The 26,187-nt window shown below is 56.4% G+C and carries 26 protein-coding genes and 2 riboswitches; of the genes, 19 read left to right on the top strand and 7 right to left on the bottom strand.

What is annotated here, in order from left to right:
• Nucleotides 1-2 precede the first annotated feature (2 nt).
• Together QMG93_RS30195 and QMG93_RS30190 are read right to left on the bottom strand one after the other, a co-directional pair.
• On the bottom strand, nt 3-1,055 hold the full coding sequence (locus QMG93_RS30195; RefSeq protein ID WP_281943154.1) for a FecCD family ABC transporter permease: 1,053 nt from the start codon (nt 1,053-1,055) through the stop codon (nt 3-5).
• The gene (locus tag QMG93_RS30190; protein WP_281943152.1) at nt 1,052-2,062 is read right to left on the bottom strand and encodes a FecCD family ABC transporter permease; all 1,011 of its coding nucleotides are present in this window, start codon (nt 2,060-2,062) and stop codon (nt 1,052-1,054) included. The genes QMG93_RS30195 and QMG93_RS30190 overlap by 4 nt, the downstream gene beginning before the upstream one ends.
• Before the next feature lie 229 nt (nt 2,063-2,291).
• Here QMG93_RS30190 and QMG93_RS30185 point away from each other — a divergent pair, with 229 nt between their 5' ends.
• The 6 genes from QMG93_RS30185 to QMG93_RS30160 all read left to right on the top strand — a co-directional run bounded on the left by QMG93_RS30185 (nt 2,292) and on the right by QMG93_RS30160 (nt 8,794).
• Nucleotides 2,292-3,293: an ABC transporter substrate-binding protein gene (locus QMG93_RS30185; protein WP_281943150.1), complete on the top strand. Its 1,002-nt coding sequence runs from the start codon at nt 2,292-2,294 to the stop codon at nt 3,291-3,293.
• Nucleotides 3,294-3,425: 132 nt separating this feature from the next.
• Nucleotides 3,426-4,784 carry a hypothetical protein gene (locus QMG93_RS30180; RefSeq protein ID WP_281943148.1) on the top strand — a complete coding sequence of 453 codons (1,359 nt, stop codon included), beginning with the start codon at nt 3,426-3,428 and terminating at the stop codon, nt 4,782-4,784.
• Nucleotides 4,777-5,409 (top strand): DUF4129 domain-containing protein, encoded by a 633-nt coding sequence (locus tag QMG93_RS30175; RefSeq protein WP_281943147.1) that lies wholly within the window; start codon nt 4,777-4,779, stop codon nt 5,407-5,409. Before QMG93_RS30180 ends, QMG93_RS30175 begins: the two co-directional genes overlap by 8 nt.
• Nucleotides 5,402-6,538, top strand: coding sequence for a DUF4350 domain-containing protein (locus QMG93_RS30170; protein WP_281943145.1), 1,137 nt, complete (start codon nt 5,402-5,404; stop codon nt 6,536-6,538). The genes QMG93_RS30175 and QMG93_RS30170 overlap by 8 nt, the downstream gene beginning before the upstream one ends.
• 5 nt (nt 6,539-6,543) lie before the next feature.
• A complete protein-coding gene (locus tag QMG93_RS30165; protein ID WP_281943144.1) occupies nt 6,544-7,464 on the top strand; it encodes an AAA family ATPase in 921 nt (306 codons plus the stop codon).
• On the top strand, nt 7,415-8,794 hold the full coding sequence (locus QMG93_RS30160; protein WP_281943143.1) for a DUF58 domain-containing protein: 1,380 nt from the start codon (nt 7,415-7,417) through the stop codon (nt 8,792-8,794). The genes QMG93_RS30165 and QMG93_RS30160 overlap by 50 nt, the downstream gene beginning before the upstream one ends.
• Here the strand turns inward: QMG93_RS30160 and QMG93_RS30155 are convergent.
• On the bottom strand, nt 8,772-9,827 hold the full coding sequence (locus QMG93_RS30155; protein ID WP_281943142.1) for a stage II sporulation protein M: 1,056 nt from the start codon (nt 9,825-9,827) through the stop codon (nt 8,772-8,774). The genes QMG93_RS30160 and QMG93_RS30155 overlap by 23 nt on opposite strands.
• A 73-nt stretch (nt 9,828-9,900) precedes the next feature.
• Between QMG93_RS30155 and QMG93_RS30150 the strand changes: the two genes are divergently transcribed.
• The 5 genes from QMG93_RS30150 to trxA all read left to right on the top strand — a co-directional run bounded on the left by QMG93_RS30150 (nt 9,901) and on the right by trxA (nt 12,590).
• The gene (locus QMG93_RS30150) at nt 9,901-10,704 is read left to right on the top strand and encodes an RDD family protein (RefSeq protein WP_281943140.1); all 804 of its coding nucleotides are present in this window, start codon (nt 9,901-9,903) and stop codon (nt 10,702-10,704) included.
• Between the two features lie 128 nt (nt 10,705-10,832).
• Nucleotides 10,833-11,159, top strand: a complete 327-nt coding sequence (locus QMG93_RS30145; protein WP_281943138.1) for a hypothetical protein — start codon at nt 10,833-10,835, stop codon at nt 11,157-11,159.
• A 143-nt stretch (nt 11,160-11,302) separates the two neighbouring features.
• On the top strand, nt 11,303-11,734 hold the full coding sequence (locus QMG93_RS30140) for an RrF2 family transcriptional regulator (RefSeq protein ID WP_281943136.1): 432 nt from the start codon (nt 11,303-11,305) through the stop codon (nt 11,732-11,734).
• A gap of 91 nt (nt 11,735-11,825) precedes the next feature.
• Nucleotides 11,826-12,245 (top strand): hypothetical protein, encoded by a 420-nt coding sequence (locus QMG93_RS30135; RefSeq protein WP_281943134.1) that lies wholly within the window; start codon nt 11,826-11,828, stop codon nt 12,243-12,245.
• 30 nt (nt 12,246-12,275) lie between these two features.
• A complete protein-coding gene (gene trxA / locus QMG93_RS30130; protein WP_281943132.1) occupies nt 12,276-12,590 on the top strand; it encodes a thioredoxin in 315 nt (104 codons plus the stop codon).
• 302 nt (nt 12,591-12,892) lie between these two features.
• Here the strand turns inward: trxA and QMG93_RS30125 are convergent, their stop codons facing one another.
• On the bottom strand, nt 12,893-13,492 hold the full coding sequence (locus QMG93_RS30125; RefSeq protein ID WP_281943130.1) for an AAA family ATPase: 600 nt from the start codon (nt 13,490-13,492) through the stop codon (nt 12,893-12,895).
• Nucleotides 13,493-13,912: 420 nt separating this feature from the next.
• On the opposite strand from QMG93_RS30125, the gene QMG93_RS30120 reads away from it, so the two are divergent.
• The 4 genes from QMG93_RS30120 to QMG93_RS30105 all read left to right on the top strand — a co-directional run bounded on the left by QMG93_RS30120 (nt 13,913) and on the right by QMG93_RS30105 (nt 17,762).
• Nucleotides 13,913-14,623 carry an MIP/aquaporin family protein gene (locus QMG93_RS30120; protein WP_281943128.1) on the top strand — a complete coding sequence of 237 codons (711 nt, stop codon included), beginning with the start codon at nt 13,913-13,915 and terminating at the stop codon, nt 14,621-14,623.
• A 52-nt stretch (nt 14,624-14,675) separates the two neighbouring features.
• Nucleotides 14,676-16,178 (top strand): glycerol kinase GlpK, encoded by a 1,503-nt coding sequence (gene glpK, locus QMG93_RS30115; protein ID WP_281943126.1) that lies wholly within the window; start codon nt 14,676-14,678, stop codon nt 16,176-16,178.
• A gap of 179 nt (nt 16,179-16,357) precedes the next feature.
• Nucleotides 16,358-16,900 (top strand): glycerol-3-phosphate responsive antiterminator, encoded by a 543-nt coding sequence (locus tag QMG93_RS30110; RefSeq protein ID WP_281943124.1) that lies wholly within the window; start codon nt 16,358-16,360, stop codon nt 16,898-16,900.
• 91 nt (nt 16,901-16,991) lie between these two features.
• A complete protein-coding gene (locus QMG93_RS30105) occupies nt 16,992-17,762 on the top strand; it encodes a DODA-type extradiol aromatic ring-opening family dioxygenase (RefSeq protein WP_281943122.1) in 771 nt (256 codons plus the stop codon).
• A 1-nt stretch (nt 17,763) separates the two neighbouring features.
• On the opposite strand, the gene QMG93_RS30100 is transcribed toward QMG93_RS30105, so the two are convergent.
• Nucleotides 17,764-18,174 (bottom strand): hypothetical protein, encoded by a 411-nt coding sequence (locus QMG93_RS30100; RefSeq protein WP_281943120.1) that lies wholly within the window; start codon nt 18,172-18,174, stop codon nt 17,764-17,766.
• 123 nt (nt 18,175-18,297) lie between these two features.
• Nucleotides 18,298-18,490, bottom strand: a riboswitch (cyclic di-AMP (ydaO/yuaA leader).
• Between the two features lie 329 nt (nt 18,491-18,819).
• Nucleotides 18,820-18,994, top strand: a riboswitch (cyclic di-AMP (ydaO/yuaA leader).
• Nucleotides 18,995-19,128: 134 nt separating this feature from the next.
• Here QMG93_RS30100 and QMG93_RS30095 point away from each other — a divergent pair.
• Nucleotides 19,129-19,584, top strand: a complete 456-nt coding sequence (locus QMG93_RS30095; RefSeq protein WP_281943118.1) for a hypothetical protein — start codon at nt 19,129-19,131, stop codon at nt 19,582-19,584.
• On the opposite strand, the gene QMG93_RS30090 is transcribed toward QMG93_RS30095, so the two are convergent.
• Nucleotides 19,576-20,841 carry an ATP-binding protein gene (locus tag QMG93_RS30090; protein WP_281943116.1) on the bottom strand — a complete coding sequence of 422 codons (1,266 nt, stop codon included), beginning with the start codon at nt 20,839-20,841 and terminating at the stop codon, nt 19,576-19,578. The genes QMG93_RS30095 and QMG93_RS30090 overlap by 9 nt on opposite strands.
• 293 nt (nt 20,842-21,134) lie before the next feature.
• Here QMG93_RS30090 and QMG93_RS30085 point away from each other — a divergent pair, with 293 nt between their 5' ends.
• On the top strand, nt 21,135-22,292 hold the full coding sequence (locus tag QMG93_RS30085; RefSeq protein WP_281943115.1) for a DUF3048 domain-containing protein: 1,158 nt from the start codon (nt 21,135-21,137) through the stop codon (nt 22,290-22,292).
• 17 nt (nt 22,293-22,309) lie between these two features.
• Here QMG93_RS30085 and QMG93_RS30080 read toward each other — a convergent pair whose 3' ends face one another.
• The gene (locus tag QMG93_RS30080) at nt 22,310-23,110 is read right to left on the bottom strand and encodes a class I SAM-dependent methyltransferase (protein WP_281943114.1); all 801 of its coding nucleotides are present in this window, start codon (nt 23,108-23,110) and stop codon (nt 22,310-22,312) included.
• A gap of 385 nt (nt 23,111-23,495) precedes the next feature.
• Between QMG93_RS30080 and QMG93_RS30075 the strand changes: the two genes are divergently transcribed.
• Both QMG93_RS30075 and QMG93_RS30070 read left to right on the top strand, forming a co-directional pair.
• Nucleotides 23,496-24,956 carry a M14 family zinc carboxypeptidase gene (locus QMG93_RS30075; protein ID WP_281943112.1) on the top strand — a complete coding sequence of 487 codons (1,461 nt, stop codon included), beginning with the start codon at nt 23,496-23,498 and terminating at the stop codon, nt 24,954-24,956.
• A gap of 44 nt (nt 24,957-25,000) precedes the next feature.
• The gene (locus tag QMG93_RS30070; RefSeq protein WP_281943109.1) at nt 25,001-26,110 is read left to right on the top strand and encodes an N-acetylmuramoyl-L-alanine amidase family protein; all 1,110 of its coding nucleotides are present in this window, start codon (nt 25,001-25,003) and stop codon (nt 26,108-26,110) included.
• Nucleotides 26,111-26,187: the final 77 nt, after the last annotated feature.

Genomic DNA, 26,187 nt, shown 5'->3' with positions numbered 1-26,187 from the left:
AATTAACGGTTGCGGCTGCGGTACAGCAAATAGACAAAGAACGGCGCGCCGATGCAGGCGGTGAATACGCCGGCAGGAATATCGAGCGGCGCAAATAGCGTCCGGCCGGCGAGGTCGGACAGCAGCAGCACGAGCGCTCCGATGAGCGCGGATACCGGCACCAGCGCGCCGAAGGCCGGGCCGACGAGCTTGCGGGCCATATGCGGCGCCATCAAGCCGATGAAGCCGATCGCTCCGCCGAACGCTACGGCGGCTCCGCCCAAGGCGACGCTGAGCAGCAGCAGCAGGAACCGCTGGCGCTGGACGGCGCTGCCTACGCTGCGGGCGACTTCCTCGCCGAGCTCCTGGATATTGACATGCCGCGAATAGACGATAATCAGCGGCAGCAGCACAATAAACCAAGGCAGCAGCGGCGTAACGGATTTCTCCCAGGATACGCCGTAAATGCTTCCGGTCATGAAGGTAAGCGATTGGTTCGCCAGAACGACGGGACCGGAGATTAGCATCATATACGAGATCGAGCTCATCGCCGCCGCGAAGCCGATGCCGATCAGCACGAGCCGGAGCGGGGTAACGCCGTCTCCTTTCCACGAAAGGGCATAGACGACGAACGTGGCGATGAAGGCGCCGGCGATGGCGAATACCGGCAGCAGATGAATCGTAATTTTATCCGAGAAAAAGAAAAAGAACGAGACGGCCCCAAGCGTTCCGCCGCCGGTCATGCCGACCGTGTCGGGCGAAGCCAGCGAGTTGCGCACGACGCCTTGCAGAATGGCGCCGGCTACCGCGAGCGACGCTCCGACGAGCACGGCCATCAGAATCCGCGGCAATCGAAGCGAGCGGACGATCATCTCGCTCGAATCGTCTCCGAAGCCGAAGACCGAACGGACGACTTCGCCCGGCGGGATGTAGACGCTGCCGATGCCGGTGCTGAGAATGATGACGGCAATCGTGACTAAGAGCAGCAGGAACGTGACGGCCAGCGCTCTTTTGCTGACAAGATACGAGAAAGCTTTTCCGCGGACGGCAAAGTATCGGCTGGATTGACGGCTCATGACAGCTGCCCTCCTCTGCGCGCAATATACACGAAGAAGGGGACGCCGATCAGGGCGGTCGTGACGCCGACGGGAACTTCCTTCGGCATGGCGATGAACCGCGCCCCGATGTCGGCGCTAACCAGCAGCAGCGCGCCAAGCACGGCGCAGTAAGGAATCAGCCAGCGGTGATCGATGCCTACCAGATAGCGGACGATATGCGGCACGATGATGCCGACGAATACGACCGGTCCCGCTACGGATACGGCGCCGCCGGCGAGCAGCACGATGACGACGGCCGCTGCGGCTTTGACAAGCAGGGTGCGTTGGCCGAGCCCTTTGGCGACGTCCTCGCCCATCGCCAGCACGTTGATTTGCGGCGAGAGGAGCAGGGCTCCTACCAAGGCCGCGAGCATATAAGGCAGAACCGCGTTAAGCATCTCCATCGTCCGTCCGGCCACTGAGCCAACGAGCCAGAAGAGCACTTGATCGAACGCTTTGCCGCTGCCGAGCAGGATGCCTTGGGTCAGCGACGCGAAGAAGGCGGTGACGGCCGACCCGGCCAGCGTAATCTTGATCGGGGTCAGGCCGTCGCGCCCGATCGAGCCGAGAAAGTAGACGCCTCCCGCGCTGACGGCAGCGCCCAGGAATGCGATCCAGGTATATCGGGTCATGCCCGAGACGTCGAACAGGGCGACGGATAAAACAATGGCAAACGCCGCTCCGGCATTGACGCCGAAAATACTCGGCGATGCGAGCGGATTGCGGGTAATGGCTTGCATCAGCGCGCCAGCTACGGCGAGGCCTGCGCCGACCGCCGCAGCGATAAGTGCCCGGGGGACTCGCGCCGTCTGGATGATAATGTGCTCGTTGGAGCCGTCAAACTGCGTATAGGATGCGATAACGCGGTCCCAAGAATAATAGTTAAGGCCGAACATGACGCTGGCCGCCATAGCCAGAGCGAGCAGCACGAGAGCTGCGATCAGGCCGATGATTTTGGAAGAGCGACGATGAAGTGGATTGTGCATAAAAAGATAGCCTGCTTCCTGTCTTAACCTATAGTATAAACGCTTTATTTCATTGTATGAGAACCATTTTCAACTGTCAATGAATCTGAGAATCATTATCATAAAATAGTTGACAAGCAAGCCGATGCTCAGTAATATTAACCAAGTAAATGATAATGATTATCAATCATTTGCGGCATTCACATTTAAATGAAGACATCAAGAACAACCAGAGATCAGGAGGTTGCACATGTTTTCCCTTAATCGGTCGTATCGTCTGAAACCGGCGGCGCTGCTTGCCGTCGTCTTATTATTGTCCGTCTGGCTGACGGCTTGCGGAGAGAAGCCCGCAGCGCAGCCGGGTGCCAAATCTGGAGAAGCCGCAGCACCGGCCCCAGCGGATGGTAAGCGCAAAGTCAAGCATGCCATGGGCGAAGCCGAGGTTCCGGCCAACCCGCAGAAGGTCGTCATTTTGACCAACGAAGGGACGGAGGCGCTGCTCGCGCTCGGCGTGAAGCCGATCGGCGCGGTGCAATCGTACACCGGCAATCCGTGGTTCGATCATATCAAAGCCGACATGGAAGGCGTCAAAGCGGTCGGCGGCGAGCAGCAGCCGAACCTGGAGCTGATCGCATCGCTCAAGCCGGATCTCATCATCGGCAACAAAATGCGCCACGAAAAAATTTACGACCAGCTCAAAGCCATCGCGCCGACCGTCTATTCGGAAACGCTGCGCGGCGAATGGAAAGACAACTTCAAGCTGTATGCGGATGCACTGAACAAAAAAGCCGAGGGCGACAAGATCATCGCCGCCTTCGACAAGCGGATCGAGGACTTCAAGCAAAAAGCCGGCAGTAAGCTGAGCGAGAAAGTAGCCGTTGTCCGCTTCATGGGTGGTAAAACCCGTTATTACTACGGCAACATGTTTACCGGCGTTATCTTTAAGCAAATCGGCATTGCCCGCTCCGATGCCAAGAACGACGAGAAGGCGTTTGAGGACATTACGAAAGAACGGCTGACGGAGCTTGAAGCCGCCGACCGGGTCATTTATTTCACCTACGAGACTGGCGACGGCAAAGGGACCAAGCAGGAAGAGGAATGGATGAACGATCCGCTCTGGAAAAACTTGAAGGTCGTCAAGAACAATAAAGTGTTCAAAGTGGACGATGTCATTTGGAATACGGCGGGCGGCGTCAAAGCTGCCAACCTGATGTTGGACGGCTTGTACAAGATGTATGACGTGAAGCCTTAAGCACCCATAATTGCACCGGACCGGCCGTCGAATCAGACGGCCGGCTTTTTTGCATTCTGTAATTTATTGGTGCTATCCCGTTGGAAGTTCGTGTATAATGATGTCGAATATGTGGGGCAGGAGGAGCAACCAATGATTTCATTTGAAAGGCCGATGGGGATCGGTGCGATTTTGGACAGGAGCTTTCAGATCTACCGCAAGCATTTTACGGTGACATTCTTGCTGATGCTGCTGTTTTTCGGCCCGCTTTATCTTTTGCAAAACCTGGTGCTCTTCGATGTGAGCAGCGTTTCGCTCCTTCCGGAATCCGGGGAAACGATTGCCGATTCGATAGACCGCTTCGCCGAAGCCAGCGGATCGGGCGACGAACTGCGTATAGGGTTGCTGTTGTTTTCGTTCTTGCTGATGCCATTATACATGCTGGCTGTGTTTCCGGCTGCAGTCTCGTCGCAGCTTCACCTGGTCCGCGCCGCGGCTAATGGAGCTTCCGTGGGCTTCAAGGAGCTGCTGAGAAGCTCATTTTCCCGTTATTGGCCGATGGTCGGCAATACGCTGCTGTTCGGATTGATTCTCATGGGCGTGTATACGGCAATCTCTACCGTTGTTGTATTCGGGGTAATTATTGTTCTCGTCGTAACCGTGGGAATCGGAACCGGCATTGCCGAAATCGGTTCCGACCCGTTCGGCAGCAGCATCGTGCTGGTTGTTTTGCTGGTCTTCATGTATTTGCTTGTCGCGTTGCTGATGATGGCGGGGATCGGTTTTTTCGCCGTCCGTTTCGGCTTTTATTTGCCGGTCATAGCGCTGGAGGGCGCCCCTTCGTCGTTAGGCCGGAGCTGGAGGCTGACCAAAGGGAACTTTTGGCGTATATTCGGTATTTACTTCGTCTTGTCCATCATTTACGGCGTCTTTATGATGGGGACTTATGCGCTGTTGATCGCGGTGTTCAAATTGTCTCTGCTTGGCCAATTGATTTATATCGTGCTGACGCTGCTGATCACGCCGATCTATATGATCCCTTATGCGGTAACGTACTTCGACTTGCGCGTGCGCAACGAGGGAGCCGATCTGGAGCAGATGCTTGCCGCTGGTCAGTCGTACGGGTCATACAGCGGTCCGGGAGAAGCGGGATATGCGGCCGGTTCCGCGCAAGCCGGGGACTCTGCGTATGCTGCGGAAGCTAGGGCAGGGTACGCTGTGGAGCCTGTGCAGACGGATAGGTTTGCACAGCCTGTAGGGGCAGAGCGACCGGATGGGACGGCCCAAGCTGCTGCGGGAACCGTGCAAACGGACGAAGCGGCACGAGAGGCGGCAGCGGAGCACATGAGCGGAGCTGAGCAGAATCGGGCCGGATCTGCCGATGAGGCCGTTCGTGCACCGGGCATGACTACGCCTGCCGGACAGGAAGACGGAAGTCCCGTGAACCCGTCGCCGGAACGCGAGCCTGCCGATGCCAACGGTTCGAAGGAGCCGGAGAAGAAAGATGACTAACGACGATTGGAAAGCGGAGAAAAAGCAGCTGGAAAGCATTCTGGAACGCGACGAATACACGGCGTATTTGCAAGGCGACGGGCGGAACCCCGTCCTCGAGTGGCTGAAGCGGATGTGGCGGAAGGTGCTGGACTTGTTCCCGGACGTGTCCGCTCCGCCCGGCACTCCGAAGGTGCTCGCCTACGTCCTGCTCGGCATCCTGCTTGCCGTCCTTGTGGCGGCTATCGTCTGGCTGGTACGCAGCCTGATCCTTCTTCGCCGCAGCCGACGGCGCAGCGTGTTCCGCAGCGCCGCGGAGCTGGACCGCTCCTTCGCCGCATTGTTCCGGGAAGCGGAGGAATGCGCGGCGGAGGGCAACTATCCGGAGGCGGTGCGCCGGACGTTTCTGGCGATGCTTCTGCTGATGGACGAACGCGAATGGGTGCGGGCGGAGCGATGGAAGACGAACCGGGAATATGCCGAGGAGCTGTACGAGCGGCAGCCGGGCGCGGTCGAGTCGTTCAAGCAAGCCGCTTCTTTGTTCGAGCTCGTCTATTACGGAGGCGGCACGGCGGGGGCGCACGAATACGGACGGATGACCGAGCTGTTGGCGCCGTACCGGCGGGAGGAGGCGGGCTATGCTTAAGCGGAACAAGCTGCAGATCGCTTTAGCGTTCAGCGTCGTCGCCTTTCTGCTGTTCGGCTACGTTCTGGTGAAGCCCGATCGGCCGGATCTTCCTCCGTATCTGTCGACGTCCGCTGACCGTGACGGTACGAAAGCCGTGTTCACGCTGCTGAAGGAGCAGGGCGTATCCGTCAAGGCATGGAAGCAGCCTTGGCGCTCGCTGCCAAGCGGGGGGCGCCAAAAGCTGATCGTCATTCAGCCTTATGCACCACTGGCTGCCAAGGAATGGGAAGAGATCCGCACATGGGTAAGCGAGGGCAACGAGCTTGTGCTGTTCGCTGACGCTCCGACAGATTTGGAGGCGTTCCCCCTAACGAGGACGGGGCAGGCCGAATCGGGCCCAGTGGCGATCACCGACTTGACGAAGCAGTCGAGCGCAGGACATAGCGGAAAGGTCGCCTCTGCCTATCGTCTGAAGGAAGCGCCGGGCTTGAAGCCGCTGCTGAAGGATGAGCGAGGTATTATTGCCGGACGCGCCGCGGTCGGACAGGGCAGCGTTACGCTGCTTCTTGTCCCGGAGTGGATGCGGAACGATAGCATTTTGGAGCATTCGCATTTTGAGCTGATCCGGCCGTATCTGCAGACAAGCCCGGAGACCGGGGCGCTGTGGTTCGACGAGTATCATCACGGGCTTTACGAAAAACCGGGCCTGTTTGCGGTATATCCCGGCTGGCTGCTCGCCGTGCTGCTGCAGTTGGCCCTGGGGGCGCTGATGTGGCTCTGGATGAAGGGCGTGCGCTTCGGGCCGGCCTACACTCCGCGCGAATGGACGGTGCGGCGCGGGGACGAGACGCTGCTCGCCGCCGCAGGGTGGTACGAGCGGCGCGGCCTTGCGCGGGAAGCGCTGGCACATCAAGCGAGATATATCCGCGGCCTCATGCGCGAGCGCTGGGGCGTACGCCTTGATGCGACCGTCACGCAGGCGCTTGCGGCAGCCAAGCCGCACTTGAGCAAAGCGGAGCTGGAGCAGCTCGCGGCGGTGATGCGAAGCTGGGAAGCAGCCGAGGAAGCGGCGGGCTATTCGCCGAAGCAGTTCGAGAAAGATAGCCGGATGGCCGATGGCGTGATCCGTAGACTTGAGAGGGAGTGAGCCGATTGCAGCAGTTGCTGGAACAGATGGAGAAGAGCGTGATCGGACAGCGGCACAATATTCGTCTGCTGCTGACCGCTTTTTTGGCCGGGGGGCATGTGTTGCTGGAAGGAGTTCCTGGGCTTGGAAAAACGAAAATGGTGCGCACGCTTGCCGAATTGACGGACGGTTCGTTCAGCCGGGTGCAGTTCACGCCCGATATGATGCCGAGCGATATTACCGGCAGCGTGATTTTCAATATGAAAGACAACGAATTCCAGACGGTGCGCGGCCCGGTCTTTACGAACCTGCTGCTGGCCGACGAGATTAACCGTACGCCTCCGAAAACGCAAGCCGCTCTGCTGGAAGCGATGGAGGAACGGCAGGTGACGATTCAGGGCACGACGTACCGTCTGCCCGATCCGTTCTTCGTCATCGCGACGCAGAATCCGGTGGAGTACGAAGGCACGTACCCGCTGCCCGAAGCGCAGTTGGACCGTTTTTTATTCAAACTGACCGTATCGTACCCGAATATGGAGTCGGAGCTTGCGATTTTAAAAGAACACGTTCCTTTCTTCGCCACAGCGGAGAGGAAGGAAAACGCCGTGTTCTCGCTGGACCGTCTGAAGCAGCTTCGTGCGGAACTGCAAGAGGTGGTCGTACAGGACAGTCTGGTCGAATATATTGCCGTGATCATCCGCAAAACCCGCGAAGACAAGCGGCTCTTGCTTGGCGCGAGCCCGCGGGCGGGGATTGCGCTCATGACGGCGGCCCGCGCCTGGGCGCTGCTGGACGGGCGCAGCTTCGTCACGCCGGACGATATCAAGACCGTAGCCGTTCCGGCGCTGCGGCACCGTCTGCTGCTGACGCCGCAGGTTGAATTGGAGGGAGAGACCGGTGACCACTTCATCCAGGAAACGCTGGCGACGATTCCGGTCCCTCGCTGACGCGATTGAGAAGCGGCTGATCGTGCCGACGCCGCGCATGGCCCTGCTGACAGGCGCGGGGGCGGTTCTAGTAGGCGCGGGCTATGCCGCCGGGAACGGGGCCGGAGCCGCCGTGCAGTGGCTGGTTTGCGGCGTGCTGCTCGGGCTGAGCGTGCTCGATCTGTCGCTGCTTCCGAGGCGGCGCAGCTTGCGCGTCAGCCGCAGCCTGCCCGAACAGGCCGATATCGGCAGCCTGTTCGAGGTAACGGTGCGCGCGGAAGCTCCGCAGCCGATGTCGTTGAAGCTGACGGTGGCCGACGACCTGCCGCAGACGTTTCGTTCCCCGGGAGAGTCGTTGACGACCGCCTGGGAAGGGAAGGCGGCGGAAATTCACTATACGACGCTGGGCCGCGAGCGAGGAGAATATCTTTTTCGCGCGGTATGGCTTCGATTAAGAGGGCGGATCGGGCTGTGGGAGAAGCAGGCGCGCGTGGAGCTGGAGCAGATCATCCGCATTTATCCCGATATGTCGGGGGTCCGCGGCATCTTATCTTCGATGCAGAATCAGCTGACGCTGGAAGGAAGGCGGATTTACCGGAAGGAGCGGTCCGGCTCGGAGTTTCACGCGATTCGCGAATACGTCCCCGACGACGACCCGCGGTTCGTCAACTGGAGAGCGTCGGCGCGGTCCCGCACGCTGATGACGAATGTGTTCCGCCCCGAACGGGGCAAGGTCGTCACCATCCTGCTGGACTGTGGACGGATGATGGGGATCGAGCTGGACGGCCGGACCAAGCTGGACGTGTCGCTCGAAGCGGCGCTGGCGCTTGCTGCCGTGGCGCTCAAGCAAGGGGATAAGGTGGGGCTGCTTGCCTTCTCGAACCGGGTGAAGACGTATGTGCCGCCAGGCAGCGGACTTCTCCATCTGCAGACGCTGACGGCGGCAGTCTACAACCTGCAGAGCGATTTTGTGGAGGCGAGCTACAGCACGGCCCTGCAGCATTTGCTGCGCGTGCAAAAGAAGCGGAGCCTGACCGTCCTGTTCTCCGATATGGACAATTATATGTTCGAGGAAGGGCTGCGTCCGCTGCTGATGCGGCTGAAGCGCCAGCACCGAATTTTGCTGCTCGGGCTGCGGGATGAAGTGCTGCAGCGGTGGGCGTCGACCGAGACGGCGGGCAGGCGCCAGGCTTATGTGAAAAGCGTGGCGCACAAGTTCGCCGTCGACCGGCAAACGGTCGCTGCCGAGATGGCGGCCGGCGGGATCGACATCGTGGACGTTCCCGTCGGGCAGCTGGCTTGGACGGCGGTCAACCGGTATCTGGATCTTAAATCGAACGATTCGATATAGATTTCGGGGAGGAGAAGAGGTCCGCCGTCGTCGTCCCGGCTTCGTCCTTCGGGACGGCGCCTTCGGCCGCAAGTCGCGTATGCCTGCGTTCGTTCAAACGGCCGTAGGCGACATACAGCGCCAGGGCAATCAGCGTGGCGCCCGCGACGATATACTTCGTTTCCAGCGACAAGCCGGAAGGCGTAATATAGCCTTCGATCATCCCGGCGATGACGAACAGCGGAATCGTGCCGACCATCAGGAGCGCCGATTCCTTGACGGAGCGCAAAAGCATATATTTTCGCGTATACGGTCCGGGATTGATCATCCGGTAGCCCATATACAAGCCGGAGCCTCCGGCAATGAAGATGGCGGTCAGCTCGATGACGCCGTGCGGCAAAATGTATGCCCAGAACACGTAGCTTTTGCCGGACTGCCAAAAGACGGCGGTTAACGCGCCGATCAGGATGCCGTTGTAGAACAGCACGTAGACCGTCAGCAGCCCGAAAGTGATGCCGCTCACGAACGCAAGAACGGCGACCCGGATGTTGTTGGTCATGATGGATGTAGACATGACGGCGCTCTGCACTTCGCCGTGGTTTTTGCCCACCGCATCGGGATTGATGCCGTCGGCCATCTCGGGAGATACGAGCGCATACAAATTCAGCGGGTCCTGCCAGACGGCGGCGAAGCCGGACAGCGCTCCGACCATAAACAGCAAAAACGCCAGTGCAATGAACCGTTTGCGTTCCAGAACGTAGCCGATAAACCGGCTCTTGAAAAAATCGCCGAGCCGATGGGACGTTTTCCACTGTTCGGCATGCAGGGTATGGTGTGCCCGCGCTACGAGCTGATTGAGGTAAAGCCCGATCTCGTCGCCGGGGTAGTACGTTTGTGCGTAGGCCAGGTGAGCCGAGGCCGTTCGGTACAAGAAGGTCAGCCGGTCGACCTGCGGCGCCTGCACCGTGCGGCGCTTTTTCTCGAATAAGGCCAGCAATCCGTCAAGCTCGGACCATACGGGCTTATGCTCGCGGATAAAACGCTGAATGTTCATGGGGTGGGACGATCTCCTTCCGTCTCTCGAATAGTTCAATATTACCACAAAAATGGAAAGAAGGAGCGGGGAAATGAACGAGGTGAATATCAGGGAAGCGTCGATCGTGACACCGGAGCATGTCCGGCTCCAATTTCGGACGGCGGGCATCGGCAGCCGGACGGCCGCTCAGCTCATAGACAACCTGCTGCTGCTGGCAGCTTTCGGGGCCATCAGCCTGCTGGTCGGTCTGATCCTGATGCTGCTGGACATCGGCCTGGACGAAGCGCTTGGGGAATATGCGGCCGCTTTTCTGATCGTGCTCAGCTTTATATTGATCGGCTGCTACTACGCGTTGGCGGAATATTATATGGGCGGGCAAACGTTCGGCAAAAAATGGCTGGGCCTGCGCGTCATTCAGGAGAACGGCCAGCCGGTTACGCTGCTGTCGGCCATCATCCGTAATTTTTTCCGGTTGATCGATTTCCTGCCGTCCTTTTATTTTGTCGGCATGCTGTGGATGTTCTTCCATCCGATGGACAAACGGATCGGCGACCTGGCGGCAGGCACGCTCGTCATTCGGGATATGCAGCATGAGCGGCTTGCTCTTCGCAAGCGGACTCAGAAGTGGCTGGCCAAGAATCGTATTCGCCTGACGTATGAGCTCAAGCTGTCCGAAACGTTCCGCAGCCGGATCGAGCGGGAAGACTGGCTGCTCCTGTCCACGTTCGTGGAGCGTCTGCCTTCGCTGGATAAGTTCAAGCGCGAGGAGCTCTCCAGACAGGTTGCCGAGCGGCTCGGAACCAAGCTGGAGCTGGAACGGGAGCTGTATGCGGCCCAGTCGACGGCTTTTCTGATCGAGCTGTACGTGCAGTTGTCGGAGGAATGGACGCTGTAAGCGTGGCGGGAGCGGCGGAAGTTTTTTGTGTAGGGGATGAATAAGGATGAAAAGGATCATGCATACTAAAATGGGCTAAAGTAGAAGCCAACCATTTCCAGAAAGCATGCCAAGGAGGAGTTCCATCCATGTTCAACGCTACGCAGCAATTGAACCAATGCCAGCAAATGATTCAACAATTGATCCAGCAAACAGATCAAGCGAGCGCGAATTATCAGCGTCTGCTCCAGCAAGAGCAGCAAAATGCACAGCAGCTGCAAATTTTGTCGCAGCGCGAGCAGCATGCGGTGCAAGTGATCCAAACGGCGCTGCAAGGCCACCAGACAGCGGTACAGCAAATGCAGCAAATGGCGCAAATCTGCAACCAACTGGAGCAAACGGTCGCCCAATTGAATCAGGTGAGCTTTCAATCGCAGCAAAATCAAAACTTCGCCCGCGGCAATTTCTATCAATAATCGGGCGCAGACGGACAGAGCCGATTTCCGGGAAGGGGCGGCTCTGTTTTTGTCGTTCGGAGAACCGCGCACTAGCGGATTTGACAAAAGTAACTGTTATTATTATAATTACAGTAAGCGAACGGAGAGAAGGGAGCCGCCCGGTGAACAGCGAATTTACGATTGCCGTCCACAGCCTCGTGCTGCTCGCCTATCGGCCGGATCATATGGCTACCAGCGATATGATTGCCCACAATGTGGATACGCATCCGGCCCGTGTACGCAAGGTGATGGGCTGTCTGCGCAAGCAGGGGTATGTGACGACGAAGGAAGGTAGCGGCGGAGGATTTGCGTTAAACTGCCAGCCGGATGAGGTCACGCTTGCCGAGATTTACCGCGCCACGTCGTTCGGTTCGATTAAGCCGTCCTGGTGCTCTGGGAATGTGGAGGAGGACTGCCTCGTCGCCTGCAATATGACCGAGGTAATGGATCATATATTCACGGAAGCAGAGGAGCAGATGCTGACGTACCTCCAGCGGCTGACGATTCAAGACGTGCTGGAACGCGTCCTCGCGAAGCAGCAGAGAAAGAGCTAAATTTTTTTAACGCAACTGTTATCAAAATAGTTTCAGTCGTTTCATAGGCTTCATAACCGTTTAATGGTGTTAAAAAGGGAGGGTGATCAACATGGCAGCTGCAAATCATGGGCTGATTCGGGAAGGCGACTGGGTTAGCGGGACTTCCTGGAAGGACGAAAGATTTATCGGATACGTCGAATGGACGGATGGAAATGGCGCGCTGCGGGTTCGGATTACGCAATGCGACCGCGACGAAGCGGTAGGCTTTGTGACGGAGGCCCGGCAGTCGAAAGTAACCCGGCTGCCCGAACCCGACGGACTGCCTGCGGACGAAGCGGCGCTGCACGATCTGATCGAGCTGGCGCTGCAGACCCGGGATCAGGCATGGTTTGAAGAATTGAGCGCCATGCTGCCCTCGGCGTCCGCGCAAGCGGCGGGAGGGCGGAAGCCGAGCCTTCCCGGACCGAGCGGGTGGAAGGCCCCGGCCTCCCGGTTTCCGTTCGGATTCAATATGGAAAATCTGCGTTAAACCTAAAAATTAATCTAAGGAGTGGTTGAGATGGCTATTGTCAATGTCAAAGATGCAGAGTTTAAGGATGCGATTCAAGAAGGTGTGGTGCTGGTCGATTTCTGGGCGCCTTGGTGCGGTCCTTGCAAAATGATCGCCCCTATACTTGAGGAGCTGAACGGCAAGCTCGGCGATACGGTGAAGATTGCGAAAGTGAACGTGGACGATAATCCGGAAACGGCCGGACAATACGGCGTGATGAGCATTCCGACGCTGAAGCTGTTCAAAAACGGCGTCGAGGTCGGTACGCAAGTAGGCGTCCGTCCGCTGACGGAACTGGAGTCTTGGGTGCAAGCGCAGCTGTAATGATAGCGATAAAAAGGCCCCTTCGGAAACGAGGGGCCTTTTGAGCTTGGTGAGGAAGTGGCCGGGGAGCACTACAGGTAGTACGAGGGGGTGGGGTATCCACTTCCGACCGCTGTTGTCATCGGGGAATTTTGATTAGAAGCTGCTTAGCAGCGGAAATTTCCCGAAGACAAAGGCGGCCGCTATCGCTTCTCCAGTGGATACCCCACCTCCGTATCTTCCTCTATTGGTTAAACCAATTCCTCAACACGCTGGTGCCCCTCGAAAATGAGGGGCCTTTTACTTTGGGTTAGAGTACCGCCCTAGTCTTCCGAGTCGTCGCCGTAAATAAACCGCTCGACCTGCTGCAGCTTTTCTTCCGTGAGCGGGCCTGCGTTATCGAACGAGAGAATCGATGAGGCCGGCAGCTTCCATCGGATTTCCCGAACCGCAAGGGAGCGGCTGAATTCGCTCCAGTTCTCCAGCTTCCATGCATCCAGGGCTAAGCCTCTGTCCCGGATGCGCTCCCGGTAATGCTGCTCGCCGGGGAGCGATACGAGGATCGCTTTGACGTCTACGTCGTTCAGCGACGCGCCGATCCGCTGCAGCTCCTTCTCCGGCCATACCTGATCTTCGAGCTCCCGAGTGAACGGGCCGATAACGAAGGCATTCACGCCGAGGTCCACGTTTTCCAGTGCGGCGTCCATCGTGATGCGGTAGCCCAGATCCCGGCAGCGTACTTTGTAAACGTCGGAATCGCGGTCGTTCGGGTCAAGCGCGGAGAGGGTCATAATCGCCTCCGAGGCGGGCCGGGATAAGGTGTCCATATCGAATAAGGCCGCATGGCGTCTGCGGGCCAGGGCTTTGGCCAAGGTCGTCTTGCCCGCACCGGCGGGACCCAGGAAAAATACGAGCTTGCGCATGTCATGCCTCCTGTCCTGCTTCTTCTAGAATGTATCGTATCATAAACACATAGGATAACGGTAACAACCGATTTTTCTTTAACAAGATACGGTTCACTTAGGATGCAATTGGCGTAGCATTCAAATAAATGGAATTTTGGGGATACAGGGTTTACGAAACGATGCGCTTATACTATAATAAAAATCACAAGTAAACAGTTTTGCTGTGAGAAGATGAGAACAGCCATCGTCCAAAGTGGAGCTTTCCACATTTCGGATCATGGCTGTTTTTTGTCTTATCCTGGGAAGGAGGGGCTCTTCATGCAAGGGCTCGGGTGCAAGACATATTGACCTATGATCAATTTAAACGGGGAAGTCTTTCTTTAAAGCGAATGTTTGAAAGGGTTTACAAAACAAAACATAATACCGGGAGGTAGGCCGATGACTCCGTTTATGGGAGAATTGCTGGGGACGATGCTTTTAATTTTATTCGGCGATGGGGTATGTGCCGGAGTGAGTCTGAACAAATCCAAAGCGCAAAATTCGGGCTGGATTGTCATCGCGATGGGCTGGGGGCTCGCGCTCGCCATTGCGATTTTTGCGGTCGGCCGGTTCAGCGGCGCGCACTTGAATCCCGCCTTTACCATCGGGCTGGCCATGGCCGGACAATTCCCGTGGGAGAAGGTTCCGTCCTATATTGCCGCGCAATTCATCGGGGCGTTTCTGGGAGCTTGCCTGGTATGGTTGCAATATTTGCCGCATTGGAAAGCGACCGAGGATACCGGGGCGAAGCTCGGAACCTTCGCGACAGGACCTGCCATCCGGAGCCCGTTCGCGAACCTGATCAGCGAAGTGCTGGCGACGTTTATCCTGTTTGTCTGCATTTTGGCGATTGGTGCTAACAAATTTACCGAAGGCTTGAACCCGTTTGTTGTCGGTTTCCTGCTGGTCGGCGTCGGCCTTTCGTTCGGAGGAACGACCGGCTATGCGATGAATCCGGCCCGCGATTTGGGTCCGCGCATCGCGCATGCGGTGCTGCCGCTCGGGAAAAAGGGCTCTTCGGACTGGGGCTATGCCTGGATTCCGATCGTCGGTCCGCTGGTCGGCGGCTCGCTCGGAACGCTATTTTATTATGCGGTTTTCGGAAGCTGACGCATAGGCTATATGTAAATCCAACATTTTAATTATACGGGAGGGCATCATCATGGATAAAAAATATGTGCTTGCGCTCGATCAAGGAACGACCAGCTCGCGCGCCATTTTGTTCGATCATAACGGCAGCATTGTCGGTTCCGCGCAAAAAGAATTTACGCAAATTTACCCGAAGGCCGGCTGGGTCGAGCATGACGCGATGGAAATTTGGGGAACGCAAAGCGGTGTTGCGCGCGAGGTGCTTGAAAAGGTAGGCGTGCGCCCGCAGGAAATAGCCTCGATCGGGATTACCAACCAGCGGGAGACGGCGGTCATCTGGGATAAAAATACGGGAAGACCGATTCACAACGCCATCGTCTGGCAGGATCGCAGAACCGCCGAGTTTTGCGATGAGCTGAAGGAGAGAGGCTTGGAGTCTTACATCCGGGAGAACACGGGGCTCGTTGTAGACGCTTACTTCTCCGGAACGAAAATCAAGTGGATGCTGGACCACGTCGAAGGGGCGAGGGAGAAGGCGAACCGTGGAGAGCTGCTGTTCGGCACCGTCGATACTTGGCTCATCTGGAATTTGACGCGCGGCAAAGTGCATGCGACGGATTACACGAACGCCTCCCGTACGATGCTCTATAATATCAAACAGCTCTGCTGGGACGAAAAGCTGTTGCAGGAGCTGGACATTCCGCATTCGATGCTGCCGGAGGTCAAGCCGTCGGTAAGCGTATACGGCTCCACCGACCCGCATACGTTCGGAGGCGCGGAAATCCCGATTGCGGGCGTGGCGGGAGACCAGCATGCGGCGCTGTTCGGACAAACGTGCTTCGAATCGGGGATGGCGAAGAACACGTACGGCACCGGCTGCTTCATGCTGATGAATACAGGCACGAAAGCCGTCGAATCAAAATCCGGGCTGCTGACGACGATCGCCTGGGGCATGGACGGCAAGGTGGAATACGCGCTGGAAGGAAGCATCTTTATCGCCGGTGCAGCGGTTCAATGGCTGCGCGACGGGCTGAAGCTGTTCGACTCGGCGTCCGATTCCGAGTATTATGCGGGCAAAGTTAAGGATACGGACGGTGTCTATGTCGTACCGGCCTTTGCGGGACTCGGGGCGCCTTATTGGGATATGTACGCCAGAGGCGCGATTTTCGGCTTGACGCGCGGAACGAAGAAGGAGCATCTGATCCGGGCTACGCTGAATTCGCTGGCCTACCAAACGAAGGACGTATTGGGGGCGATGGAGATCGATTCCGGCCTGAAGCTGCAATCGCTGCGGGTCGACGGCGGGGCGACCGCGAACAACCTGCTAATGCAATTCCAGGCGGACATTCTCGGGGTTGCCGTACAAAGACCGCAAATTACCGAAACGACTGCGCTTGGCGCCGCTTACATGGCGGGAATCGCCGTCGGCATCTGGGATAAAGCGGAAATCGCGGCGCGCGCCGGTTCGGACACCGTATTCGAGCCGGGCATCGACGAACCGACCCGTGCGAAATTGTACCGGGGCTGGAAAAAAGCCGTGGATCGCACAATGCTGTGGGAGAAAGACGAAGAATAAGCAGTTACCGGACCGTGCTGTCGCACCCTCCTTCAGGAGAAGGGCGGCAGCACGGTTTCGCTTGTTTTCCGAATCGGGAGCGGCATGTTAAAAAATTCTAAATAATTCATTCTATTTTCGTTTATGATAGTATCATATGCACCGTGAGAGAACTCATATTTTGATCGAAGGAGGATTTTATGTTGAAGCCGAACACCATGATTCCCGCTGTCCGGGGATTTAAAGAATTGGAGAAGGCGCTCGCTTCGCCGCACAAGGTCATTTTTCTGTTGGAGGGGGAATTGATCCAATTACAAAGCATCGTAGGGGCGGTCAAGCAAGCGAACAAAAAAATATACCTTCACCTGGAGATGGTGAAAGGGATTAAAGATGACGAAGCTTCGATTCATTTTTTATCCAAGGTGATTAAAATCGACGGGATCATCAGCACCCGGACGTCTTGCCTGCTCCACGCCAAGAAATACGGACTGAGCGCCATTCAGCGCGGCTTCATTATCGATTCCCACTCGATCCGCACGATTATTAATTCGGCCGCTCAAGTGAAGCCGGACTATATCGAGATTTTACCAAGTTTTTCTTATCCCAAACTCAACTTGATCAAAAACGAAACGGGGCTCGATATCATTTTGGGCGGGTTCGTCGAAAAGAAGGAGGAGCTGCCCGTTCTGTTTAACGCCGGCGCGATTGCCGTATCGACCAGCCGGATCGAGCTCTGGAGCTGAGAAAGGAATGGCGCCTCTCCGTCAGCGGATGAATACGATATAACAGATCTGGCATTCCGGACAGCTCATCGAAAAGGAGAATGATGCGCGAATGTACCCGTCCTTTTTTCTCGCTCATGGCCTGCCGACACTTGTGACGGAACCGCATAGCTATTCCCGTTTCTTGAAAGCGCTGGGGGCGCAGCTGCCTAAGCCGGAAGGGATTGTCGTATTCAGCGCCCATTGGGAAAGCGAAGTCCAGACGATCGGCGCGGCGGCCGAGCCGGATACGCTGCACGATTTTTTCGGGTTTCCGGAGAAGCTGTACGGTATGGCTTATCCCGCGAAAGGGAATATTTTGCTCGCGATGGGCATTCGACGGCTGCTTGACGCCGAAGGGATCGCATGCGCGGTGGACGATACCCGGGGACTCGATCACGGCATATGGACGCTGCTCTCGCTCATGCATCCCGCGGCGGACGTGCCCGTCGTCCATCTGTCCGTAAATCCGCTGCTGGTGCCGGAAGAGCAGTACCGGATCGGCCGGGCGCTCCAAGCTTTGCGCAGCGAGGAGATCATGATCGTCGGCAGCGGCGGGACGGTGCATCATCTTGGCGCATTGCATTGGCAGGACGATGCCGCCGAGCTATGGGCGAAGCAATTCGATGCCTGGCTGTACGACCGGATTACGGTATGGGATTTGGATGCCTTGTTCGATTACGAGCGGCGGGCGCCGCATGCTTCCTTGGCCGTGCCGACGGCAGAGCACTTCGTGCCTCTGCTGATTGCGATGGGCGCGGCAGACCGGAGCCGAAGAGCGAAGCTGCTGTACCAGAAGTATCAGTACGGAACGCTCAGTCTCGGTGCGTGGATGTTCAGTTAGCTTATTCGTGCGCCGAATGAATCAGAAACGATACTTCGCCGCTGTTCGTATGAATCACGTAGTTGGCACCGAGCCCTTTATAAATCAAGCGCGGATGATTCGATTGCGTAATGACATACACCGGTTCCGAGGTCCAGGTGCGGCAAATGCGGATATAGCGGCAGCACAGGGTCAGGCTGTTCTCGAACAAAAACACTTTGCCGACAGGCCATTCGGGGACGAGCCACGTATTCTCCTCGTTCGTATCCACCATCACAATTCGCTCGACCCCAAGCTCTTGCAGCCGGGTCTGTTCGGCTTTGTTGTTGACGATGACCGCAAACGGAATGCTGCCGAATTTGAGCTGACGGATAAACGCTTCGCCGGGCCTGTTGGGGGCCGAGACCAAAATATATTGCTGTTCCTGTTCCATGATTTTCTCCTCCTAAGGGATATGAGGAGAGAAGGCGATACGAAAGAAGCCTGCGGGAATAGACGAGCTCCGCCGCGGCTTCCCAAGGCACGGAACAAGCCGTGTCTTACGCGCGAATAGCGATGCCTCTCTCGACTGCGCTGACGAGGTTAGCTGACGGATTCGGGCGGTGAGAGTCGCCCTACTCTGGCGCATGTGCGGCATGCGCGATCGAGATTCACCCCAATGCGATGGGCGGCACGGCTCTCGGTGTGCGCCGCATCGCTTGTTTTGGTTCCCCCGCTTTCCTGGTAAGGAAATTAAGCGATGTGATTGGGTTTGCGAATCAACTTGAGTCGTATCATACGCCTGCGATTTAGCCGGTGTAAAGAAACGTCGCAGCGCATATTCGGCCTTAGGATATATTTGGAAGGAGAAAGATGATGCCGATCTCCGTTATTCTGCATAAATCTCTGTATTTCTTCGATTTTCTTGAAAAAGGTGAAAAGTGACGAATCACGCAGCTTTTGTATCGATAATCCATGCCGATTCCATATGAATCCGTTTCCACATGCCAAAAAAGCAAAAAGATCAAAAATAGCGTGCGGTTTCGGATTTTACTTTGCGCCGCAACCGGCGTATGATTCATGTCAATAACTTGATATTCCAAACCAAACGCTGAATTCCCGAACCGGGAAGCGGGGGAACCAATCGAAACCGCCGATGAGAAGGACGGTTTCATGGGGTGAATCCTTTCGCGCTTGTTTTGCAAGCGCAGGGGTAGGGCACTCTCAAGCCCGAATCCGACAGCTAACCTCGTAAGCGGATTGAGAGAGAACGACGATCGTGCCTCTGCAGCCTGTGTGATTTCCCGTGGTAGAAGCCCGAGAGTAGAGTTTCTCTGCTCTTGGGCTTCTTTTTGTTTTTTATTAAACTAAAACACCCCATATTTCCCTAAAAAAGGAGAGAATGCTCATGTTGAAATTAAGCGATCCCCTGCCCGAAGTTAACGAAGGTGTCTTGTCGACGAGCCGGATCGGGCTTATCGAGGTCTACCGGTTCGACTGTCGGCTGATTGAGGCGCGCATCGCGGGCAATTGCCGCGACTGCAACTGCGGACTGCTGAAGCTGTCCTGCCACGGCGTGAACGGATGGTCGGAATACATTGTGCCGAACACGCAGCCGTACGCCGATATCGTGCGGTGGACTTCGGTCTTTTTGAAGCTGAAGGGGTTGTCCGTTTGCGAAGCTGTCAGCTACGTTCGGAGTCATGCCGCGGCGTGGGGACCGGTGCGCACGGACATCGCGGAAGTCGCTCTGGCCGATTTGACCGCGCAGCTGCTGAACCCGTCGGCGGGACATGCCCATGAGGGTGCCGCCTTCGAGCGTTCGCGCTTGATCGACCGTTCGCAAGCCTACTGCTCATTCTGAGACCGTGCTCGACCGCACGGGCAGAATGATCGTGAAGGTCGTCCCGGCTCCCTTCTCGCTGTGCACTTCGGTGCGGCCGCCCATGCTTCCGATAATGCCGAGCGCGACCATGGTACCGATGCCGGTGCCTTTTTCTTTGGTCGTATAAAAAGGGGTGCCAAGCCGGTCGATCTCCGCCTGGGTCATGCCGATGCCTTGATCCGCTATTTCAATCAAAAGCTTTCTCTGCTTCCGGTACGCTTTGATTTCCAAGGTTCCCCCGTCGGGCATCGCTTCAATGCCGTTCTTGACAATGTTGATCAGCGACTGGCTGAGCCGGGAAGCATCGGCCTTGAGCTGAAGGCCCTGCTCGATGGAGCTGGCGATGCTGACCGTGTTCATGAGCGCGTAAGGGGACATCAACTCGATGATTTGCCTCAGCAACGGCTCCAATTGGATAAGTTGGATCGAATCGGTCTTCGGCTTGGCAATCGCCAAATAATCCGAAATGATTGCTTGGGCCCGCTCCAATTCGTTGATCATCATACGCAAGTAATCGGGTTTGGCTTCTTCCGCAATCTGATTTTTGCCCATCAATTGCAAAAAGCCGCTTACAACGGTGAGCGGATTGCGGATTTCATGGGCGAACGAGGCGGCGAGCTCTCCGACAAGATACATTTTCTCCGCGCGCTCCACTTCTTTGCGCAGCTTCATTTTTTCATAAATTCCCTCCAAAATAAAAAGTGACATCGCCATCGTGAAGGTCGTAACAAGGATTAAATACATCAGAAACCAACTGAAGAGAAGCTCTTCCCTTCCGGTGCGAAAGCTGGAGAACACGACGGCTGTAAGCGCCCAGACGAGGGTTAAACCGATGCCGTGAAGCACGCGCTTGATTTTGCGCTGGGCGGGTCGAAAGGGACCGAAGATGATCATTAGCGGAAACACAATCGCATACACGACCACCGTTGTTACCATACCTTCTCCGCCGAGCAGCGACCGGAAGGCGAGATAGGCGATGGAAATATAAAGCAGGTTGCGGTGGCCCCCGTACAAATAGCAAAGCAGAATCGGCACATAGCGCAGGTCGAAAATATGCCCGGAAAACAAGTGAATCGGAAACGCCATGCACATGGCCATCGCTACGATGGAGAACAGGAGCAGAAACCACCGGTTGGTACGCTCCGGCCTGTCTTTGTCGAGACAAACGATTTGATAAAAAAAGATCGATAGAATAATGATAAAGATGTTCAGCAGCAGGGGAAGAACTTCAATCATAAGACACCTCCTGATGGCGATGGACTAGCGAACCGCAAACGTAATCTTCTGATCAAGCCGGTCGGTACGATTTCGGACAACGGCGGCATCTTAAATGGTTATTTTCGACAATTTTTCCTTTTTCCCTGCTGCGATTTGTTTGGAGATTCGGAGGTCGTTGGGAACCTTTGGGAAGAAAGCGCGTTAAATATATTGAAAAGCGCACATCTTTCGTCTTTTTGCGCGAAATCGCTTCTAAATCAAGCCTCGCTAGAATATAGATTACTAGAGGACATGCAGATGAGGTGACGTGTATGAAACGAAGAGGATGGAGAAGATGGAGACGGTTCTGGCGGCGGGGGAGGCTCGCGCTGCTGGCGGGCAGCCTCGCCATGACGGCGGCAGGCTGTAGCCTAACGGGCGGCGGGCAGCCGGACAAGCCCGTCGCTGCGCCGGTCGAGCCGGAGAAGTCCGTTGCGGACCCGCCGCCGACGCCACCGGTCCAGCCGCCGGCCTATCAGGCGCCGTTGACCGGGATGATGCTGCCACAGCCCAGCAACGCCCGGCCGGTGATGGTCATGATCAATAACCATCCCGCGGCCAGGCCGCAAAGCGGGCTGACGCAGGCGGACGTCTTGTTCGAAGTGCTGGCCGAAGGCGAAGTGACGCGTCTCGTGGCGCTGTTCCAGAGCAGCGCGTTCGCGGAGCCGATCGGCCCGGTGCGCAGCATTCGGCCTTATTTTATCGATATCGGTAAAACCTTCGGGGCGATTCAGGTGCATGCGGGCGGCAGTCCGGATGCGTACGAGCAGCTTCGGAAAGAGAAGATCGCCGATCTGGACGAGATTACGAATGCCGGGCCTTATTTCTGGCGGGAGAAGTCGCGGAAAGCTCCGCACAACCTGTATACGAATCTGGAGAACATCCGCGCAGGTGCGCAAAAGCGGGGGCTGGACGAGCAAGGTCCGACGGGACCGGTATACGCCTTTGCGAAAAACGAGGAGGAAGCGGTCGGGGCGATGGGGACGGCGGCGCAGGATGCTCCCAAAGTAGATATTACCTTTCTGTGGAAAAGCTATGTCGTCTCTTACGAGTATGATGCGGCCAGCGGCAAGTACCAACGGTCGATCAACGGCAGCAAGCATACCGATCTGAACAACGATCAGCCGCTGAGCGCTTCCAATGTGGTCGTGATGGGCACCGATCACAAAGTGCTGGATAAGGAAGGCCGCCTCGACGTTCGGCTGACCGGCAAAGGTCCGGCGCTGCTGTTCCGGCAGGGCAAGGTGAAGTCGCTGGAGTGGAGACGGGATAAGGCGAACGATCCGGTCCGCTATTACGAGCAAGGCAGCGAAGCCGTATTCCGGCCGGGGCAGACGCACATCATGATCGTGCCGCTGAATCCGTCGTTTGAGAGCCACGTGACGTATGGCGCCTCCGGCGGCGGCACGGGAGAGCCGGACCCCGCTTAGCGGGGTCGGAATAGACGTTACGGCTGTGCCGTTTTCTCCAGAAGGACGCGCCAATCGTCGATTTGCAGCGATTGCAGCGCCCCGTCCGCGCCTTCGCCGGCCTGCACGGAAAAGTATTCGCGGCTGGAAGCGGAGCCGTCAAGGATAAACTGCTCGACCTGCCGCGCCTGCTCCTCCGTATCGGCGGTCCGCCGCACCCAGGACGGAAAAGCGTGCCGCTTCCGGCCCATTTGCTCGTGAACGACGCGCAGTCCGGACGCTTCGGCCAGCGCCTTCCATTCACTGACCGGCAAGCAGCGGACATGGCTTGGGTCGCGCATGGCCTCGAAGCGGTTCATGAAGGCGGCCAAGGCCTCATCCTCCGGGGCGACGTTGTCGATGAACACGAAACGTCCGCCGGGCTTCAGCACGCGCGCCGCTTCCTGCATGAAGAGCGCGGGATTCGGGAAATGATGCGCGGCGATCCGGCAGCTGACCGCATCGAACGCGGCGTCCAGAAACGGCAGATGCTCCGCATCCGCGACGGTGTACAGAATGTTATCGCATCCCCGGCCTGTAAGGTGAGCGGCCGCCGCGTCGAGCATGGGCCGGGTCAGATCGGTTGCAACAACGTACCGGACGTGGGGAGAAAGCTTCCCGGCTGCATGGCCTCCGCCGGTCGCGATGTCGAGCACCTGCCACTCGGGCCGGGGATCGAGCCACTGAAGCAGTACCTCAAGATCATCCCCTTGCGCGTGTCCCTCGCTGGCCACATATTTCTCCGCATGCTTGCCGAATTGTTCCTGAACGCGTGCTTTCACACTCCGATCCTGATCCATCGTCATCTCTCCTTTTGTTTCATCTTACGAAACTAAATATCATATAATGAAACTTGATGGTTTTTATTTTATCATAATCCGCTTCATCTGACTATGGTCGGACACAAAAAAGAGTTGAGGCTTTGGTCCTCAACTCTTTTTTGTGCTTACGGCTCATGGGGCAGGCCATGGCGAACTTTGAACGGTACTGACGCTTATTGTCGGCCAATGCAGCCAAGCACGGAAAAATGCGAATCGTGTTACCTCTTTTTGCGCAGGTGAAATGTTGAAAATTGTCGAAATTTACCTAAAAAATATATATTTTATGCCATAAATCTACTATAATGAACTAGCAGTTGCTAGTTAATAAGTCCTAATATGAGACGACAGAAATGGGACAGGTGAGATGAGCTTGCATTCAAAGCGGAAAAGAACAACGATAGCGGCAGCTGTTATGGTGCTCTTCGTCGCTACCGGCTACTTGGGAAATGAGAGCGCTTTTGCAGATGAGAAGCCGGCGGTCAACAAAGAAATTGTAAGCCCTTACCAAGCCTACACGTACGATTTAATGTCAGAGCATATCCGTAAGCTGGCGGAAGCTTATCCGGAGCTCATTCAAGTCAAGCCGATCGGCAAAACCGCGTACGGTAAGGAGATTATAGCGGTCAAGCTGGGCAAAGGCGAAGCATCCGTTCTAATTGACGGGTCTCAGCACGCCAGAGAGTGGATGGGGACGAATCTCATTTTATATATGATCGACCGTTATGCTTATGCCTACGAGCATAATATGAAATATGGCGACTATGTGGTTCGGGAGTTGTTGGATCACTGCTCGATCTGGTTTATTCCGATGGTAAACCCGGACGGCGTGACGCTTCAGCAAAAGGGACTCGATGCCTTTCCCGAAGGCGCGAGGCCAGGACTGTTAAGCATGAATGGTGGCAGCGCCGATTTCAGCCGATGGAAAGCCAATGCGCAAGGTATAGACATTAACCGGCAGTATCCCGCGGAATGGACCGGAATTCGCTACTCGACCAAATATCCGATGTATAAAAATTACAAGGGCTCGGAGCCTGCGGAAACGGCGGAAGCGCAAAGCATGATCCGGTTTACTTACGACGCCGATCCGGAAATTGCCTTATCGTATCATACTTCCGGGCGCGTCTTGTATTGGCATTTTCATACCAAGCCGGAGAACTTGGAGCGGGACCGGAAAATGGCTGCAACCCTAAGTGGTATGACAGGATATAGCTTGGTCAAGCCGGAGGATTATCCGTCCGGGGGAGGATTTACGGACTGGTTTATCGCTCAATTCGGACGCCCCGGGTTTACGGCTGAGTTGGGGCCGTATCATGAGGAAACGGCGCTGCCTCTCTGGACGTTTACCGACATTTGGGCGGAAAATCAGACGATGGGCCTATTCTTGGCTTCGGAAGGCTACAAGCTGTCGCGACAACGCTATCCTATTGAGACGGTGGAGAATAAGCTCCAACTGCTTGAATCGGTCAAGCTGTATAACCGCCCTAACGAATCTTTTCCTACAGGGGGCGAGACTCCCGCCGGACCGGTCGTTTCGGATGCCCGTATGGGGGACTGGTTCCGGATATCGACCTGGCTGGGCACGAAGTGGGTACATCTCGATAAGGCATCTTACCTTCAAGGGCACACCGAGAAATTCGTCCAAGAAATCGAGTTGCAGGACGCGACGCCTTTATTCAAGCGTCCCGGCGCAGAGAATCAGGAACCGGCAGGCATGCTGACGCCTCAAAAGATCGGTACATTGGAACGGTGGAATGATTGGGTTTTGATCCATACTTGGGGAGGAGACTTCTGGATACCGTACAAGAAGCGGACGGAAGCGCAATGAACATGATTCATGAAACGCAGCGCAAGCGAAAGGGTGAAGCTTCAATGACACGCCGATTAGGGTTTATTGTCGTCGTAACGGGTTTACTGCTGAGTGCGTCCATTGGTCCGGCGGCCAGTGCGGAAGCCAAAAATTCTAAGGAACCGGTCATTTGTCTGGACCCCGGTCATCAGCTGTATGGGAACAACGAGCTTGAGCCCGTAGGTCCCGGGGCAAAGGAAATGAAGGCCAAGGTAACTTCGGGAACCCGAGGAGTAAAAACGAAAAAGCCGGAATATGTCGTAACCTTAGAGGCATCCCTGCTGATGAAAGCAAAGCTGGAAGCCCTCGGTTATCAAGTACGCATGACCCGTGATACGCATGAAGTGGATCTCTCCAACAAAGAAAGAGCGGCCGTGTGCAACCAGGCGCGTGCCGATTTGGCGGTTCGCGTCCATGCCGACGGGGACGGTTCTTCGAAGACGAAAGGCATTTCCTTGCTTTATCCCGCATGGAGCGACTGGAGCCGGCCAATATTCGCCCAAAGCAAAGAGGCTGCTCAGGACGTATTGAACGAAGTGCTGGCTGCTACGGGAGCGGCTTCCCGAGGCATTGTGCCGCGGTCCGACCTGTCCGGATTCAACTGGTCGGAGGTACCGACCATTTTGGTGGAAATGGGGTTCATGACCAACCCGGAGGAAGATGAGAAATTATCGGATGCCGGCTATTTGGACCGATTGACGCAGGGTGTCGTGAATGGAATCAATAGCTTTATGGCTACGCAGACAGAAGGAACGGAGCGGGAACAGCAGGGGCGAATTTATTTGCCGGAAACCGCCCGGTTGTACGAATCGCGGAACGGTAAAATGATCCGCACGGCGCTATCGCTTACGTCGCAAACGGTACAAACCTCCGCGGTATGGGGCAATTGGCGCAAAGTGAGCACCTGGGCAGGCGACAAATGGGTCGACGCCGGACAAATGCCGATTGAGGCGCAAAAAACGGAGCGGCTTCTTGAGCTTACAAAGGAAGCGGCGATGTATCGAAGCCCTTTGGACAAAGCTCCCGTCGGCGGACTTACGCCTCAAAAGGTACAAGCGCAAGAGCAGTGGAACGGATGGTACTTGATCGACACGTGGATGGGAAGAGTGTGGATACAGGCCGATGTTCAATAGCTTTTGTCGCACCAAATTGCTTTTGAAACTCCCAAGGCACGCAGGCTTTTTTTACACAGAAACCACCGTCTTCAGGT

This window comes from Paenibacillus tyrphae (assembly GCF_027925525.1).
Lineage (GTDB): Bacteria > Bacillota > Bacilli > Paenibacillales > NBRC-103111 > Paenibacillus_G > Paenibacillus_G tyrfis_B.
Note: the sequence above shows the minus strand (reverse complement) of the source record. Positions and strands in the feature narration are given on the sequence as shown.

Bases quoted from the DNA above. Each gene is read 5' to 3' on its own strand.
- glpK (WP_281943126.1), top strand. From the start codon at position 14,676: ATGGATAAAAAATATGTGCTTGCGCTCGATCAAGGAACGACCAGCTCG.
- QMG93_RS30150 (WP_281943140.1), top strand. From the start codon at position 9,901: ATGAACGAGGTGAATATCAGGGAAGCGTCGATCGTGACACCGGAGCAT.
- QMG93_RS30170 (WP_281943145.1), top strand. From the start codon at position 5,402: ATGCTTAAGCGGAACAAGCTGCAGATCGCTTTAGCGTTCAGCGTCGTC.
- QMG93_RS30155 (WP_281943142.1), bottom strand. From the start codon at position 9,827: ATGAACATTCAGCGTTTTATCCGCGAGCATAAGCCCGTATGGTCCGAG.
- QMG93_RS30195 (WP_281943154.1), bottom strand. From the start codon at position 1,055: ATGAGCCGTCAATCCAGCCGATACTTTGCCGTCCGCGGAAAAGCTTTC.
- QMG93_RS30090 (WP_281943116.1), bottom strand. From the start codon at position 20,841: ATGATTGAAGTTCTTCCCCTGCTGCTGAACATCTTTATCATTATTCTA.
- QMG93_RS30145 (WP_281943138.1), top strand. From the start codon at position 10,833: ATGTTCAACGCTACGCAGCAATTGAACCAATGCCAGCAAATGATTCAA.
- QMG93_RS30085 (WP_281943115.1), top strand. From the start codon at position 21,135: ATGAAACGAAGAGGATGGAGAAGATGGAGACGGTTCTGGCGGCGGGGG.
- QMG93_RS30070 (WP_281943109.1), top strand. From the start codon at position 25,001: ATGACACGCCGATTAGGGTTTATTGTCGTCGTAACGGGTTTACTGCTG.
- QMG93_RS30100 (WP_281943120.1), bottom strand. From the start codon at position 18,174: ATGGAACAGGAACAGCAATATATTTTGGTCTCGGCCCCCAACAGGCCC.
- QMG93_RS30095 (WP_281943118.1), top strand. From the start codon at position 19,129: ATGTTGAAATTAAGCGATCCCCTGCCCGAAGTTAACGAAGGTGTCTTG.
- QMG93_RS30190 (WP_281943152.1), bottom strand. From the start codon at position 2,062: ATGCACAATCCACTTCATCGTCGCTCTTCCAAAATCATCGGCCTGATC.
- QMG93_RS30105 (WP_281943122.1), top strand. From the start codon at position 16,992: ATGTACCCGTCCTTTTTTCTCGCTCATGGCCTGCCGACACTTGTGACG.
- QMG93_RS30125 (WP_281943130.1), bottom strand. From the start codon at position 13,492: ATGCGCAAGCTCGTATTTTTCCTGGGTCCCGCCGGTGCGGGCAAGACG.
- trxA (WP_281943132.1), top strand. From the start codon at position 12,276: ATGGCTATTGTCAATGTCAAAGATGCAGAGTTTAAGGATGCGATTCAA.
- QMG93_RS30175 (WP_281943147.1), top strand. From the start codon at position 4,777: ATGACTAACGACGATTGGAAAGCGGAGAAAAAGCAGCTGGAAAGCATT.
- QMG93_RS30110 (WP_281943124.1), top strand. From the start codon at position 16,358: ATGTTGAAGCCGAACACCATGATTCCCGCTGTCCGGGGATTTAAAGAA.
- QMG93_RS30080 (WP_281943114.1), bottom strand. From the start codon at position 23,110: ATGGATCAGGATCGGAGTGTGAAAGCACGCGTTCAGGAACAATTCGGC.
- QMG93_RS30075 (WP_281943112.1), top strand. From the start codon at position 23,496: ATGAGCTTGCATTCAAAGCGGAAAAGAACAACGATAGCGGCAGCTGTT.
- QMG93_RS30180 (WP_281943148.1), top strand. From the start codon at position 3,426: ATGATTTCATTTGAAAGGCCGATGGGGATCGGTGCGATTTTGGACAGG.
- QMG93_RS30135 (WP_281943134.1), top strand. From the start codon at position 11,826: ATGGCAGCTGCAAATCATGGGCTGATTCGGGAAGGCGACTGGGTTAGC.
- QMG93_RS30120 (WP_281943128.1), top strand. From the start codon at position 13,913: ATGACTCCGTTTATGGGAGAATTGCTGGGGACGATGCTTTTAATTTTA.
- QMG93_RS30185 (WP_281943150.1), top strand. From the start codon at position 2,292: ATGTTTTCCCTTAATCGGTCGTATCGTCTGAAACCGGCGGCGCTGCTT.